At 29.5% G+C, this 15,683-nt stretch carries 13 protein-coding genes; 11 read left to right on the top strand and 2 right to left on the bottom strand.

The genetic code is table 11. The features are described 5' to 3' along the window. Positions 1 to 81: 81 nt before the first annotated feature. From KQH81_RS08385 to KQH81_RS08345, 9 genes are all read left to right on the top strand, one after another. On the top strand, positions 82 to 1,854 hold the full coding sequence (locus tag KQH81_RS08385) for an aminopeptidase P family protein (RefSeq protein ID WP_027638062.1): 1,773 nt from the start codon (positions 82 to 84) through the stop codon (positions 1,852 to 1,854). 132 nt (positions 1,855 to 1,986) lie between these two features. Next, positions 1,987 to 2,232 (top strand): ground-like protein, encoded by a 246-nt coding sequence (locus KQH81_RS08380; protein ID WP_099335492.1) that lies wholly within the window; start codon positions 1,987 to 1,989, stop codon positions 2,230 to 2,232. Between the two features lie 238 nt (positions 2,233 to 2,470). Further along, a complete protein-coding gene (locus tag KQH81_RS08375; protein WP_178310975.1) occupies positions 2,471 to 3,181 on the top strand; it encodes a pseudouridine synthase in 711 nt (236 codons plus the stop codon). Positions 3,182 to 3,200: 19 nt separating this feature from the next. Next, a complete protein-coding gene (locus KQH81_RS08370) occupies positions 3,201 to 3,755 on the top strand; it encodes a tRNA (mnm(5)s(2)U34)-methyltransferase (protein WP_099335490.1) in 555 nt (184 codons plus the stop codon). 130 nt (positions 3,756 to 3,885) lie between these two features. After that, positions 3,886 to 4,758 (top strand): MurR/RpiR family transcriptional regulator, encoded by an 873-nt coding sequence (locus KQH81_RS08365; protein WP_027638066.1) that lies wholly within the window; start codon positions 3,886 to 3,888, stop codon positions 4,756 to 4,758. Positions 4,759 to 4,887: 129 nt separating this feature from the next. Then, entirely contained in the window at positions 4,888 to 6,108 is a 1,221-nt protein-coding gene (locus tag KQH81_RS08360) for a BaiN/RdsA family NAD(P)/FAD-dependent oxidoreductase (protein WP_230029228.1), read from the top strand. Between the two features lie 87 nt (positions 6,109 to 6,195). Next, positions 6,196 to 6,861 (top strand): (d)CMP kinase, encoded by a 666-nt coding sequence (gene cmk, locus KQH81_RS08355; protein ID WP_230029226.1) that lies wholly within the window; start codon positions 6,196 to 6,198, stop codon positions 6,859 to 6,861. Positions 6,862 to 6,866: 5 nt separating this feature from the next. Next, positions 6,867 to 8,771: a bifunctional 4-hydroxy-3-methylbut-2-enyl diphosphate reductase/30S ribosomal protein S1 gene (locus KQH81_RS08350; protein WP_230029224.1), complete on the top strand. Its 1,905-nt coding sequence runs from the start codon at positions 6,867 to 6,869 to the stop codon at positions 8,769 to 8,771. 134 nt (positions 8,772 to 8,905) lie between these two features. Further along, positions 8,906 to 9,805 carry a GNAT family N-acetyltransferase gene (locus KQH81_RS08345; protein WP_178310981.1) on the top strand — a complete coding sequence of 300 codons (900 nt, stop codon included), beginning with the start codon at positions 8,906 to 8,908 and terminating at the stop codon, positions 9,803 to 9,805. An 85-nt stretch (positions 9,806 to 9,890) separates the two neighbouring features. Here KQH81_RS08345 and KQH81_RS08340 read toward each other — a convergent pair whose 3' ends face one another. Then, positions 9,891 to 11,087 (bottom strand): pyridoxal phosphate-dependent aminotransferase, encoded by a 1,197-nt coding sequence (locus KQH81_RS08340; RefSeq protein ID WP_178310983.1) that lies wholly within the window; start codon positions 11,085 to 11,087, stop codon positions 9,891 to 9,893. Positions 11,088 to 11,126: 39 nt separating this feature from the next. Continuing rightward, positions 11,127 to 11,306, bottom strand: coding sequence for a hypothetical protein (locus tag KQH81_RS08335; RefSeq protein WP_230029222.1), 180 nt, complete (start codon positions 11,304 to 11,306; stop codon positions 11,127 to 11,129). A 252-nt stretch (positions 11,307 to 11,558) separates the two neighbouring features. Between KQH81_RS08335 and miaB the strand changes: the two genes are divergently transcribed. After that, positions 11,559 to 12,932 carry a tRNA (N6-isopentenyl adenosine(37)-C2)-methylthiotransferase MiaB gene (miaB, locus tag KQH81_RS08330; protein ID WP_180269187.1) on the top strand — a complete coding sequence of 458 codons (1,374 nt, stop codon included), beginning with the start codon at positions 11,559 to 11,561 and terminating at the stop codon, positions 12,930 to 12,932. Positions 12,933 to 12,996: 64 nt separating this feature from the next. Next, positions 12,997 to 15,672, top strand: coding sequence for a DNA mismatch repair protein MutS (gene mutS / locus KQH81_RS08325; protein WP_178311083.1), 2,676 nt, complete (start codon positions 12,997 to 12,999; stop codon positions 15,670 to 15,672). The last annotated feature ends 11 nt before the right edge of the window (positions 15,673 to 15,683 follow it).

Genomic DNA, 15,683 nt, shown 5'->3' with positions numbered 1-15,683 from the left:
GCGTTTATCTTTTACTCTTGAATTTATAAGGTGTATTATAGTAGTATAAAGATAAATCAAATAGTTTAAGGGGGAACAGCAATGATTAATGACAGAATATCAAAATTAAGAGAAATCTTAATAAAAAAATCAATAGACGCTTATATAATTCCAAGCAGTGATGACCACCAAAGTGAGTATGTTGGTGAGTATTTTAAATCAAGACAATGGATATCAGGCTTTACAGGATCGGCAGGAACAGTAGTTGTTACACGTGATAGTTCAGAATTATGGGCTGATGGCAGATATCATATACAAGCTGCAAATCAAATAAAAGGAACAGAGATAAATCTGCATAAATTAGGACTTCAAGGGGTTAAAAATCATGTTGAATGGTTAAAGGATACTTTGAAAGATGGAAGCAAAGTTTCATTTAATAGTAAAGTTATTTCAGTAAGTGCTTTTAAAGATATGCAAAATAAGTTTAAATCTAAAAATATAGAACTTATTCCAGCAGAAGATTTTATTGAAAAAATATGGCTAGACAGGCCTAATAAACCATTCAGTAAAGTGTTTATATTAGAAGAAAAATACGCTGGTGAAACAAGAGTAGATAAAATAAAAAGAGTAAGAGAAGAAATGAAGAAAAATGGGTCATCTTCTTATGTAATATCATGCCTTGATGATATAGCATGGTTACTAAATATTAGAGCTCATGACGTTTCAAATTATCCAGTTGTTATAAGCTATTTTATGATTAAAGAGGATAGTAATATTCTATATATAGACAGAAATAAACTTACTAAAGAAATAGAAGAGGAACTTTTAAGAGATGGAATAATAGTTAAGGATTATGAAGAAGTTTTAGATGATGTAAAAACTATAAAAAATCAAACTGTTTTTATAGATCCTGCTAAAACAAATGTATGGATTTATAATGCCATAGATTCAAGCAATAATATAGTTGAAAAAAGAAATATTACAACATATATGAAAGCTGTTAAGAACGAAGTTGAATTGCAAAATTATGAGAACTGCCAATTAAAAGATGGCGTTGCTATGGTAAAATTCATGAAATGGCTGAAAGATAATATAGGCAAAGAGTATATTGATGAGCTTTCAGCAGCTGAAAAATTAGAAAATTTTAGAAAAGAACAAGATTTATTTATAGAGACAAGTTTTACAAGTATAAGTGCATACAAGGCTAATGCTGCAATGATGCATTATGCGCCTACAAAAGAGAATAAAGCAGTACTTGAGCCAAGAGGTATGTATTTAATAGATTCTGGTGGACAGTATTTTGATGGTACTACAGATATAACAAGAACTATAGCTTTGGGAAGTCTATCACAAGAAGAGAGAAAAGACTTTACATTAGTTTTAAAGGGACATATAGGCTTATCCCAAGCTAAATTTTTATATGGAACTACAGGAAGTAATTTAGACATATTAGCACGTAAACCTATGTGGGATAATGGTATAGATTATAAATGTGGAACTGGACATGGAGTAGGATTTCTTTTAAGCGTTCATGAAGGACCTCACAGCATTAGCACAGTGCCTAATACAGTTAAACTTGAAGAAGGCATGGTAGTAACTAACGAACCAGGTATCTATAAAGAAGGTAAACATGGAATAAGAACAGAAAATGTTTTAGTAGTAAAAGAATTCATGACAACAGAGCATGGAAGGTTTATGAAGTTTGAGCCTATAACTTATTGTCCTATAGATATAGATGCAATTGATAAAGAGTTTTTAACTGATACAGAGAAGACATGGCTTAATGAATATCACAAATTAGTTTATGATAAATTATCATCTAATTTAGACGACGAAACTAGAGAATGGCTACAAAAATATACAAAAGAAATATAAAGGATTAACAAACTCCACCATACTATAACATTTTTACTATAGCATGGTGGAGTTTTATTAATTTTAAATAGTAACCAAAAACCAACTACAACAATATAATATTATATACTTAAGATAAAAAGGAGGTATTTTATGAGTAAACGTAAAGATAGATGTTGTAGTGTATTTGTTACTGCCCCTCCATGTGGATATTATCCTCAATCTTGTTGCAATTATCCAGCACCTTATTCAAATTGTGGGTGTAATAATTGGAATAACTCCAATTGTTGTAATAGCTGTAATAACAATGGATGCGCAGATGGATTCGGTAATAACGCATGGTGGCTCATCATTCTCCTTCTCTTTGGAGGATTCGGAGGATGTGGATGCGGACTCTAAAATTAAAGTAGGGGTATTCCCCTGCTTTTTTTATTATGTATTAAGCAAGATAAAATTTATAGCACAAAACTCAATACATATATTTCCAAGGAAATTATTTTATTAATCTTGTTTACAGAATAATTATTATGTGTTTTAAATTTTCAAATGTAAACTTAAGGTTTGATTTGAATTTATACATTTTTTCATATAATATAGGGAGTAGCAAATAAAATGTATTTATATTGGAGTGAGTTCAATGGAAGAAAGATTACAAAAGGTTATGGCAAAATGCGGAATAGCTTCTAGAAGAAAATGTGAAGAGATTATTTTAGAAGGAAGAGTAAAAGTTAATGGTTTTGTAGTAAAAGAACTTGGAACAAAAGTTATTGCAGGCAAAGATATAATTTTAGTTGACAATAAAGCCATAACTTTAGAAAAAAACAAAGTGTATATTATGCTTAATAAACCTGAAGGTTATGTAACTACAGTGAAAGATGAAAAAGGAAGAATGACCATTCTTGATTTAGTAGATGTAGATGAACGTATTTATCCTATAGGAAGACTAGATTATGATAGTTCAGGGCTTTTAATCCTTACTAATGATGGAGATATTTATAATAATTTAATTCATCCAAGCAGCACAATAGATAAAGTTTATATTGCTAAAGTATCAGGAGTTTTTACATCTTTAGAAATGAATAAATTCAAAAAAGGAGTAGACATAGGTGGATATATTACTGCTCCGAGTGATATTGAACTTATACATAAAGGGGAAGATTCGTGTAAAGTTAAAATAATTATTCATGAAGGAAAAAACAGACAAGTTAGAAGAATGTGCTCTGCTTTAGGTCATGATGTACTTACTCTTAAAAGAGTAGCTATAGGAAAACTTAATTTAGGTGATTTAGAAAAAGGGAAATGGAGACACCTTAGCAAAGAAGAAATAGATTATATAAAGTCACTTTAGAAAGGAGTAGAATAGGAGCATGTTTAGATACGTAGGAGATGTGAGTAATCTTAGTCACGATATAATAAAAAATTATGGAATTAAATTTAACGTTGCTTTAGATGGAACCCTTGGAAATGGAAACGATACAAAATTTTTAGAAAACCTGTTTAAAAAAACTTATTCATTTGACATTCAAAAAGAATGTATAGATAAATATGAAAAAGAGAATCCTTGCAATAAAGTGATACTTATTAATGATTCTCATGAAAAAGTAAAAGAATATATAGCATCTGAAAAAATTGATGCAGCTATGTTTAATTTAGGTTTTCTTCCTGGAGGAAATAAAAGTATAACAACTGAAGGTAGTAGTTCATTAAAAGCTATTAAGGACTCTTTGGAATTATTAATAGAAGGTGGAATAATGACTATTGCCTGTTATATAGGTCATGAAAAAGGGAAAGAAGAATATGAAATAATAAAAGATTATTTATGCAGTATAGATAAATTTAAATTTGGTGTTATGGAGCATAGTTTTTTGAATAGATCTCAAGTAGCTCCTAGGCTTATAGTTGTTGAAAAGAAGATATGTTAAGTGATAAAAGCCTAGATTTGTTAAGGAATTTCAAGCTTGAATAAAACCTTAACAAATGTTAAAATGAAATAAATATTGCATTTTAGTCAATATACTAACATCTTTGGGTTGAAAAGAGGGTGCTATTTTTATGGAAAATACAAGTCAAGATTTAATGAGAAATATTCAAACTAAATTTCCACGACTAAGCAAAGGTCAGAAATTAATTGCAGAATACATATTAAAACATTATGATAAAGCGGCTTTTATGACAGCAGCAAAATTAGGTACAAGTGTAGGCGTTAGTGAATCTACAGTTGTTAGATTTGCTAATGAATTAGGGTTTTCTGGATATCCTAAGCTTCAAAAAGCGTTGCAAGAGCTTATAAAGAACAAATTAACTACAGCACAAAGAATTGAGCTTTCAAATGATTTTATAACTGAAGAAAATGCGTTAAAAGGTGTTTTAAAAGCTGATATGGAAAATATAAGATCTACTCTTGAAAAAATTAACCATAAGACTTTTGAAGATGTAGTAGAACTTATATTTAAAGCTAAAAGAATTTATATAATAGGACTTAGAAGTTCTACAGCTTTATCAGACTTTTTAGGCTTTTATCTAAATGTAATTTTAGATAATGTAAAGGTTGTTAATTATGGTGTCAGCGATATATTTGAACAAATGTTTACTGTATCTGAAGGAGATCTTGTAATAGGTATCGGTTTCCCAAGATATGCAAAGAGAACTATTGAAGCTTTAACTTTTGCTCAAAGCAGAAATGCCAAAGTAGTTGCTATAACGGATAGCTTATTATCTCCATTAGCAGCTCAAGCTGATTACTCGCTAATAGCGCAAAGTAATATGGCATCTTTTGTAGATTCATTAGTTGCACCATTAAGTGTAATAAATGCTCTTATTATTGCTGTAGGACTTAGAGAAAAAGAAAAAATTTCATCTACCTATTCAAGCTTAGAATCTATTTGGGAAGAATATCAAGTTTATTCCTACAAAAATTCTATATAAAATTTAAATTTGATGAAGTTAAAAGGAGTCTACAGACTCCTTTTTTATATGCAGCTAAATTATTGACAGTACCTTTTCTAAGCTATACTATAGATATGTTACACGAGTAATCATGGGAGTTGAAGAAATATGAGCAAAGTTATAGTAATTGGAGCAGGTCCCGCTGGAATGATGGCGGCTCTAGAAGCTTCAAAAAATCATGAAGTCACATTAATAGAAAAAAATGAGAAAATCGGAAAGAAATTATATATAACAGGTAAAGGTAGATGTAATGTAACAAATGCAAAGGATATAGGAGAATTTTTTGATAACATACCTGGAAACCCTTATTTTTTGTATAGTGCATTGTACTCATTTACGAATCAAGATACAATTAGCCTTTTAGAAAATTTAGGAGTTTCTTTAAAAGTAGAAAGGGGAGACAGAGTATTTCCAAAATCAGATAAGTCATCTGATATAATAAATGCTTTTCAAAAAGCTTTAATAGATAGTGGTGTTAATATAAAATTAAATAGTAAAGTAACTAACGTACATTATTCTAATAATAAAATTCAATATATAGAAGTAAATAATAATACAAAAGTATATGCAGATTATTTTATAATGTGTACTGGAGGTATATCTTATCCTCAAACTGGTTCTACAGGAGATGGGCTTAAGTATAGCAAACTTATGGGACATAAGATTATAGAAACTAAAGGTTCTCTAGTTCCAATTCAGCTCAAAGAATCTTTTGTAAAAGAACTACAAGGTCTTTCTTTAAAAAATATTGAGATAAAAATTTTTGAAGGTAAAAATTTAGTGTATAAAAATTTTGGAGAAATGCTATTTACTCATTTTGGAGTGTCCGGTCCTATAGTACTTACTGGAAGTAGATATATTGAAGAAGGTAGAAAGTACAGTATTAAGATAAATCTTAAGCCAGCTCTTAATGAAAAGGAACTTGATGAAAGAATTCAAAGAGACTTTACAAAGAATATAAATAAGGATTTTAAAAATGCCCTTGATGAATTACTTCCTCAAAAGATTATACCTACAATAATAAGATTAAGCGAAATTGATGAGAATAAGAAAATAAACTCAATAACAAGAGCAGAAAGAAAAAAATTGGTAAACTTAATACATGAGCTTACATTTAATGTAGAAAAATTACGACCTGTCGCTGAAGCAATAGTCACTGCTGGAGGTGTTAATGTTGATGAAATAGATCCCTCTACAATGAAATCTAAAATAGTAGATAATCTATATTTTGCAGGAGAAGTCATGGATGTTGATGCTTTTACTGGAGGATATAACGTTCAAATTGCTTTTTCTACAGGCTACTTAGCAGGAAATAAGCTTGGAAAATAAAAATTAAATTATAAAAGCAAAAGAACTTATAGTATATTTGTGATATAATGTTTATGTGAAAAAGCGATATAGAAAGGCGGAAAAGATATGAATTTGTCAGTTGCTATTGATGGACCAGCTGGTGCTGGCAAAAGTACTATAGCTAAATTATTAGGAGAAAAATTCAACCTAATGTATATAAACACAGGTTCTATGTATAGAGCTGTTACATTAAAAGCTTTAGAAAACCATATTAAAGCTGAAAACTTAAATGAATTAAACTCTTTAATGGATGATTTATCTATGCATTTTGAAAATGACAGACTTATATTAAACGGAGTAGACGTTAATGACGAATTAACTGTTCCAAAGATAAGCAATAATGTATCAGCATATGCTTCCATAAAAGAAGTAAGAGAAAAGCTAGTTAAGCTTCAGCAAAATATAGCTAAAAATTTCAATGTTATTATGGACGGACGAGATATAGGTACAGTTGTTTTAAAAAATGCTACATTCAAATTCTTTTTAACAGCAACTCCAGAAGAGAGAGCTGATAGAAGATATAAGGAACTAATTTCAAAGGGAATTAACAGTAATTATGATGAAATTCTTCAAGATATAAAAAGACGTGATTACATAGATTCTCATAGAGATATAGATCCATTAAAAAAGGCAGATGATGCTATAGAGATTGATACAACTGGATTAGGTATATTCGAGGTAGTAGACAAAATGGCATGCATTATGGAAGAAACTTTAAAGGAGATTAATTAACATTGATGAATAAGCAAGTAATTTTAGCATCAAATGCAGGATTTTGTTTTGGAGTTAAAAGAGCAGTTGATGAGGCTTTAGAAGTAAAGGAGCAGCATCCTGGTATTACTGTTTATACTTTAGGACCGTTAATACATAACTCACACGCGGTAAATTTTTTAAAAGACAAAAATATTGAGCCTATAGAATTAGAGAATATTGAAACTTTAAAACCAAATGATTTTATAATAATAAGATCTCATGGTATACCAAAAGACATATATGAGTATTTGAAAGAAAAAAAGCTCAATATAATAGATGCTACATGTCCTTTTGTAACAAAAATTCAGAAAAAAGCTGAAGAGTATTATAAAAAGGGTTACAAAATAATTATAGTTGGTGATGGAAATCATCCGGAAGTTATAGGAATCAACGGATGGTGTAACAATTCATCAATATTCTATAAGAATGGTGAATTTAGTGAAGAGCTGACTAATAAAGTATGTGTTTTATCTCAAACTACGGAAAAACAGGAGAACTTTGAGAAGGCTATAGAATATGTATCAAAACACTGCAAAGAATTTGTAGCGTTTAATACAATATGCTCTGCAACAAATGAAAGACAGACAAGTGCAACTGAATTATCAAGTAAAGTTGATGCCATGATAGTACTTGGTGGAAAAAATAGTTCTAATACTACTAAGTTGTATGAAATATGTCTTAATAATTGCATAAGCACTATTCATGTAGAATCTGCACAGGATATTCCTGAAAATTTTCTTAACGGAGAGAAGTTCAAAAAAATTGGTATCACAGCTGGTGCATCTACACCAGATTGGATTATAAAGGAGGCTATAAATAAAATGAATAATGAAAATGTTATGGATATGAACGATGTTATGAATTATATGGACGAAAATGAAAGAAAAATCTATGTTGGCCAAAAAATTAATGGAGTTATTGTGTCCATAAATAATGAAGGTGTATACGTAGACATAAACTATAAGGTTGAAGGTATAATTCCAACAGCTGAAATCTCCATTGCAGAAGTTAATAGTTTCAAAATGGGTGATGAAATAGAAGCAAAAGTAATACAAAGAGTTAACGAAAATGGAAATGTAGTTTTATCAAGAATAGAAGTAGAGAAAGAAGTTTCTTTATCTGAGTTAAAAGCTCATTTTGAAAACAAAGAGAATATAAATGTTACTATAAAAGAAGAAATTAAGGGCGGTCTTATAACAACTTATAAAGGAATAAACTTGTTCTTACCTGCATCTTTAGTAGATTTATATCACGTAGATAAGCTAAGCGATTATATTGGAAAAGAACTTGAAGTAAGTATAATAGAATTTGTAGAAGGTAAGAGAGAAAATAAGATGGTAGTTTCAAGAAAAGCTATCTTAGTAAAGGAAAAAGAAGAAGTAGAAGCAAAAGCATGGGAAAACTTTGAATTAGATGAAACTTACGAAGGTACTGTAAAGAGAATTACAAACTTTGGTGCTTTTGTAGAAGTAAATGGAGTAGACGGACTTTTACACCTTTCAGAAATGAGCTGGGGTAAAATAGATAATCCTAAGAGCATTTTAAAAATCAATGAAAAAATTAATGTTAAAATTATAGCTTTAGATAAAGAAAATAAAAAGCTTTCTTTAAGTGTTAAGGCATTATTAGAAAACCCTTGGAATGATATATGTGACAAATACCCTGAAGGTAATATAGCTCTTGGTAAAGTGGTTAGATTTGCAAGTTTTGGAGCTTTCATTGAATTAGAACCAGGAGTAGATGGACTAGTTCACTTATCAGAAATAAGCCATAAGAGAATTGAAAAAGCAGATGAAATGCTTTCTATTGGAGAAAATGTTAAAGTAAAAATATTAAAAGTTGACAAAGAAAATAAGAAGATCTCTTTAAGCATTAAAGCTACAGAATAATTTATTTCATAATATACGTGTTATAATTTACTTTATACACGTATATTATTTTGTAATAATTTAATTAATAAACAGTATATTTATATTGTCACTTTAAAATTTATTTATTTTATAAATATTTCATGGGGTATATTATGATTAAATTAAAAAAAGTCAAAAGAAATCAGATATCAATTTTAAGAGAATTAAGTTCTAAATCCAATAGTTTTAATATATTAAATCAAGATTTTTTCTATATATATGACTCTTTAAACTTTATAGAAAAGTTTGTATTTAAAAGGTATGTACGATTTATATTTAAAGATGATATTTTAAGCGGATATATATGGTATGATAGTATTGAAAATGGAACATTTTACATAAAGTCATTTTATTTAAATGATGATTTTATAAATAGCTTCAAGAAAACTGACTTTGATCTATTTCTTTTAAAAAATGAAATAGATACTATACTATGTTCAAGTGATGGCAAAAATGTATTGAAGGAATTTTTAAATTTTCTAGACTTTAAACCTTATGATGAGTCTATAGAATTAATATATAATTTAGATAAGTATTCATCTATGAATTATGATAGTACTCTTAAAACCGAGAGTTTTAAAGAAAATACCCATGAAGAAATTAGATGCAATATACAAAATAGTGTATTTCATAATGAAAATAGAACTCCTCTAACTTTAAAAGACATATATATGGAAGAAGAACAGGACTATTATATACCTGAAGCTAGTATCTTTGTAAAGAAAGATGAAAAATATATAGGTTATGGACAAATAATTGAAGATAATGAAAGTGGTATGATAGTAAATGTAGGTATATTAGAAGAGTATAGAGGAAATGGATATAGTAAATTTCTAATAGATAATCTTTTACTCAAAAGCAAAGAACTTGGTTTTGAATCAATAAAGATTAAAACTCATAAAGATAATACTGTAGCACTAAATCTCTATAAATCCATGGGATTTATAGAAGAGCGTGAAATAATTTTATGGCGCTATAATAAAAGGGATCATTGCAAAATAGCTAAATTATAGCCATAGATTAAATATACTTTTGCTTAACATAAAAGGAACTTTCAACTCTCTAGGCATAAATTAGCCCTAGAGAGCAGAAGTTCCTTTATTCATATAATTCTTTATAGGTATTCAACGCTTTATTAAGTATATATCCAGCTTCTTTTAGCTCATCACTTTTAATACAGTATGAGATTCTAACTTGGTCTTTTCCTAATCCCTCGGTAATGTAAAAATCTTGAGCCGGTGTTAAAAATATTGTTTTATTTTCATAAGAATAGTCTGTAAGGAGCCATTTTGCAAAATGCTCACAATTTTTAATAGGAAGCTTCGCAACTATATAGAAAGCACCTGCAGGCTTTTCACATACAACTCCAGGTATAGTTTTTAATGCAGAATACAGTATGTCCCTTCTTTTTGCATACTCTTCATTAACTTTTGTAAAATAACTTTTCGGAGTATTAATTAAATTAGCAGCACCAATTTGATCAACACTGGATACCGATAATCGTGCTTGACAAAGTTTAGTACATTGAGTTATTACTTCCTTATTTTTAGAAGCTAAAACCCCTATACGAGCACCACAGGCACTATATCTTTTAGATATGCTATCTATAAGGATTATGTTGTTCCATGCATGTTTAATTGTCATCATAGGAGTATACTTACAATCATCATATACGAATTCCCTATAAACTTCGTCTGTAATTATAAAAATATCATTTTCAACAGCTATATCAGCAAGAATTTTTATTTCTTCAGGAGTATAAACTACACCCGTAGGATTACTTGGATTAGACATTAAAATTGCTTTAGTTCTTGGATTTATCCTTTTCTCTATCTCTTCTTTAGAAGGAAGATGAAATCCATCCTCAGGCCTTGTCAATATAGAGGATATTGTAACACCTGAAATATCAGCAAAAGTGTTATAGTTTGTATAGAAAGGTTCTGGGATTAAAACCTCATCTCCTATATCACAGATAGTCATTAATGCAAACAGTAAAGCTTCACTACCTCCACATGTTATAAGAATCTCATCCTTTTCTAAATGTATATCCCATTCTTTATAATAATCAATAAAACTATTTATAAGTTTTTTGTCCCCTAAAGAATCGGAGTATTTTAAAACTTTTTTCTCATAAGTTTGTATTCCTTTAAAGAATTCTCTAGGTGTTTCTATATCAGGTTGCCCTATATTTAATGGATAAACTTTTTTTCCATGTTTTTTTGCTTCCTCTGCAAAAGGTACCAATTTACGTATTGGAGAAAACTGCATACTATTACTTCGGTTTGATAAATTCATTTTTCCCTCTCCCCTTAAAACTTAACTTTAAAATCAGTATTATTCTAAACCATTGTTGATTTCAGTTATAATATTTTCTTTTGGAATATAACAAGTTTTGTTGTAAACTAAATTATACGAAGTTCCATTATAAAAACCACGATCAATTATAGAATTAAACTTATTAATTGTATTTAAGTTGTCCTTTGGATCTTTTTTTGCATCATACATACTTATCACTCCTTTAGCACTAGTTTTGCCTAAAAGAGGATATTTTATTAAGAAATATTGATATTTTCTATAAATATATCAATACATGTATAAGCTTATAAAGAGTTTATCAATAAAGTACAATATTTGTTTAGAGCCACAATATATAAATAAATTATTTATAGTGGTTCTCAAATATATATGACTATAAATTACAAAAAAACCCTAGTCTTTATTTTATATAGCTTATTATGTTATAATACTAAAGAAATTAAAAGAATTTTGGAGGAAGTTATGATAGATAATAATGAAATAATTACTGATAATTTAAATAAAAAAGAAAGCTTTTTCATTTCTACTTTTGGATGCCAGATGAATGAAGAAGATTCAGAGAAAATGTCAGGTATGCTTAAGTCAATGGGATATGAAAAGGCAGAAAATAAAGAAGAAGCTTCTATAATCATATTCAATACTTGTTGTGTAAGAGAAAATGCAGAACTTAAAGTCTTCGGAAACTTAGGAGCTTTAAAAGGATTAAAGAAAAAGAGACCTGACCTTATAATAGGAATATGCGGATGTATGATGCAGCAAAAGGGAATGGCTGAAGAAATAATGGAAAAGTTCCCATTTGTAGATATGATTTTTGGTACTCATAACGCTTATAAATTCCCAGAGTATTTAAATAGAGTTAAACAAGAAGGAAAAGCTGTATGTGAAATCTATAATGAAGAGACAGAAATAGTTGAAGGACTTCCTTTAGATAGAGAAAGTTCTATAAAAGCATTTGTAACTATAATGTATGGATGTAACAACTTCTGTACATACTGTATAGTTCCTTATGTTAGAGGAAGAGAAAGAAGCAGAAAGCCTGAAGATATAGAAAATGAGATAAAGGATCTTGTAGCTAATGGATATAAGGAAATAACTCTTTTAGGACAAAACGTAAATTCCTACGGAAAGGGCTTAGATGAGGAAATTGACTTTGCAAAGCTTCTAAGAAGGATAAATGAAATTGACGGTCTTGAGAGAATAAGATTCATGACATCTCATCCTAAGGATCTATCTGATGATGTTATCTACGCTATAAGAGACTGCGAAAAGATATGCGAACAAATCCATCTTCCAGTACAAAGCGGCTCAGATGATATCTTAAAGAAGATGAATAGACATTATGATAGAGAAAGATATTTATCAATAATAGAGAAAATTAAAAAAGAAATACCTGGAGTTGCTATAACTACAGATATAATAGTTGGATTCCCAGGAGAAAGCGAAGAAGACTTTGAAGAAACTTTAGATATGATAAAAGAAGTTGAATATGATTCAGCATTTACTTTTATCTATTCAAGAAGAAAATATACTCCTGCAGATATGATGCTTAATCAAGTAGATGATTCTGTTAAACATGAACGCTTCAATAGACTTGTAGAAGTTGTTAATGAAATATGTGCTAAAAAGAACTTAGAGTATGAAGGAAAATGTGTAGAGGTACTAGTTGAAGGACCAAGTAAAAATGATGATAATAAGCTTATGGGAAGAACTAGAACCGGTAAGCTAGTAAACTTTACAGGTTCTAAAGACAGCATAGGAAAGCTTGTAAATGTAAAGATAACAAAAGCCTCTTCATTTTCTTTAAAGGGAGAAGAAGTATTATAAGAAAATCAGCTCTTAATTTTTTTAAGAGCTTTTTCTACATCAATGATGTAAGGAGGGAAAGATGATGAAATTGACTCCAATGATGGAGCAGTATATGCAGATAAAAGCCAGACATGAAGATTGTATTTTATTTTTCAGACTTGGTGACTTTTATGAAATGTTCTTTAAAGATGCGGAGATATCATCTAAAGAATTAGAGCTGGTGCTAACAGGCAAAGACTGCGGCATGGAAGAAAGAGCTCCTATGTGTGGAATTCCTCATCATGCAGCTAAAGGATATATAGGTCGCCTTATTTCAAAAGGATATAAGGTTGCTATTTGTGAACAAGTTGAAGACCCAGCGCTTGCCAAGGGAATAGTTAAAAGAGATGTAATAAAGATAATAACCCCTGGAACTTTTAGCGATGATAGTTTTATAGATGAAAATAAAAATAATTTTATAATGACTATTTATGATGAAGATGGATTCTTATCTTTAAGTTTCGTTGATATATCAACAGGAGAATTCTACAATACATGCTTTAGAGATGAAATATCAATAATAAGTGACGAAATCTCTAAATTTAAACCAACAGAAATATTATGCCCGCCATCATCAAAATCTATAATAGAATCCTTAGAATTAGATGGTAGTGCAGTTATCACAGAAAGGCCTTTAGATTATTTTGAAGAGATAGATGAAGCTATGATAAAAGAGCGATTTGGAAATGACACATCTAGCACCCATCCTGTATCTTTAAAATGTATAAATGGAATTCTTAAATATATATTTGAAACTCAAAAGGTATCTCTTACTAATATAAATGCTATAGAATTTTATAGTATCAAAGATACAATGACTATAGATATAAACTCTAGAAGAAATTTAGAGCTTACAGAAAATATAAGAGATAAAGGAAAAAGAGGAAGTCTTCTTTGGGTTCTAGATAAATGCTCCACAGCTATGGGAAGCAGAACTTTAAGAAGATGGATAGATCAGCCTTTAATAACTAAAAACGAAATTGAAAAAAGACTAGAGGGCGTAGAGGAAATATTGAAAAACCTTAATCAGTGCGAGCTCTTAGAAGATGCATTAAAAAGAATTTATGATATAGAAAGGCTTGTAGGAAAGATATCTTCTAAAAATGTTAATGCAAAAGAACTATTGACATTGAAAAACTCCATAGAAAACATCCCTCCTATAAAAGATATTTTAAAGGAATTTAATTCACCAATACTTAAAGATATGTATGATAATCTTGATGAATTAAAAGATATTGCAGCTCTTATTGATGAATCCATATGTTCTAACCCAGCTATAACTTTAAAAGAAGGAAACATAATAAAAGAAGGATTCAACAAATATGTAGATGAGTATAGAGATGCAAAATTTCATGGTAAGCAATGGATAGCTTCTTTAGAAAATACAGAAAGAGAAGTTACTGGCATTAAGTCTTTAAAGGTAGGTTATAATAAAGTATTCGGATACTATATAGAAATAAGCAAAGCGAACTATAGTTCTATTCCCGAAGGACGTTACATAAGAAAACAAACCTTGGCTAATGCAGAAAGATTTATTACTGAAGATTTAAAAGAGATGGAAAATAAAATTCTAGGTGCAGAAGAAAAATTATGCTCATTAGAATATGAACTATTCCTTTCTATAAGAGACAGCATAGAAAAGCAAATAGGAAGGATGCAGATTAGTGCTAAAATATTAGGTGAGCTTGATACTTTAGCTAATTTCAGCAGAATAGCATTAGAAAATAATTTTGTAAAACCATCAATAAATGATAGTGATGAACTTACAATTGTAGAAGGTCGTCATCCTGTAGTAGAAAAAGTAATTGATAGCGGAACTTTTGTAAGTAATAATACTAAACTAAACTGCAGTGACAATGAGCTTTTAATAATTACAGGACCTAATATGGCAGGAAAATCTACCTATATGCGTCAAGTAGCCTTAATAACTATAATGGCTCAAATAGGATCTTTCGTACCTGCAAAAGAAGCAAACATATCTATATGTGACAAGATATTTACTAGAATAGGAGCTTCTGATGATCTATCTGGCGGTAAGAGTACATTCATGGTGGAAATGTGGGAAGTTTCTAATATATTAAAAAATGCAACTAATAAAAGCTTAGTACTATTAGATGAGGTAGGACGTGGAACAAGTACTTACGATGGTTTAAGTATTGCTTGGTCAGTTATAGAGTATATATGCAACAACAAAAATCTTAGATGTAAAACTCTTTTTGCAACACATTATCATGAACTCACTGCTCTAGAAGGAAAAATTCAAGGAGTTAAGAATTATTCTGTTGCAGTAAAGGAGCTTAACAACAATATCATATTTTTAAGAAAAATAGTAGAGGGGGGAGCGGATCAGTCTTATGGTATAGAAGTTGCTAAACTTGCTGGTCTGCCTAAAGAAGTAGTAGAAAGAGCCAAAACAATTTTAAAATCCCTAGAAGATGAAAAATCCTCTAATCATTCTACAAAAATATCTAATTCTTATGAAAACAATGCTGCAGCCGTTACTTTAGATGAAGTAAAAGAAGAAGCTAAAAAAGAGATAAAAGCTTCTTCTACTAAAAAGCACAAGAATAAAAATAATGAACTTCAAATATCCTTTAATGATCTTGAAAAAGATACATTTATTCAAGATTTAGGAGAAATAGATATAATGTCTATGACTCCACTGGAAGCTATGAATTCATTTTATGAGGTCATAAGGAAAGCCAAAAAATTACGTTAGGGTGTGATGTA

This window comes from Clostridium cadaveris (assembly GCF_020911725.1).
Lineage (GTDB): Bacteria > Bacillota > Clostridia > Clostridiales > Clostridiaceae > Clostridium_X > Clostridium_X cadaveris.
This window is presented reverse-complemented; position numbering and strand designations above follow the sequence as displayed.

Excerpts from the sequence above, each read along its gene's own strand:
- KQH81_RS08380 (WP_099335492.1), top strand. The coding sequence starts at position 1,987 with ATGAGTAAACGTAAAGATAGATGTTGTAGTGTATTTGTTACTGCCCCT.
- KQH81_RS08345 (WP_178310981.1), top strand. The coding sequence starts at position 8,906 with ATGATTAAATTAAAAAAAGTCAAAAGAAATCAGATATCAATTTTAAGA.
- KQH81_RS08370 (WP_099335490.1), top strand. The coding sequence starts at position 3,201 with ATGTTTAGATACGTAGGAGATGTGAGTAATCTTAGTCACGATATAATA.
- KQH81_RS08350 (WP_230029224.1), top strand. The coding sequence starts at position 6,867 with ATGAATAAGCAAGTAATTTTAGCATCAAATGCAGGATTTTGTTTTGGA.
- mutS (WP_178311083.1), top strand. The coding sequence starts at position 12,997 with ATGAAATTGACTCCAATGATGGAGCAGTATATGCAGATAAAAGCCAGA.
- KQH81_RS08375 (WP_178310975.1), top strand. The coding sequence starts at position 2,471 with ATGGAAGAAAGATTACAAAAGGTTATGGCAAAATGCGGAATAGCTTCT.
- KQH81_RS08360 (WP_230029228.1), top strand. The coding sequence starts at position 4,888 with ATGAGCAAAGTTATAGTAATTGGAGCAGGTCCCGCTGGAATGATGGCG.
- KQH81_RS08365 (WP_027638066.1), top strand. The coding sequence starts at position 3,886 with ATGGAAAATACAAGTCAAGATTTAATGAGAAATATTCAAACTAAATTT.
- cmk (WP_230029226.1), top strand. The coding sequence starts at position 6,196 with ATGAATTTGTCAGTTGCTATTGATGGACCAGCTGGTGCTGGCAAAAGT.
- KQH81_RS08340 (WP_178310983.1), bottom strand. The coding sequence starts at position 11,087 with ATGAATTTATCAAACCGAAGTAATAGTATGCAGTTTTCTCCAATACGT.
- KQH81_RS08385 (WP_027638062.1), top strand. The coding sequence starts at position 82 with ATGATTAATGACAGAATATCAAAATTAAGAGAAATCTTAATAAAAAAA.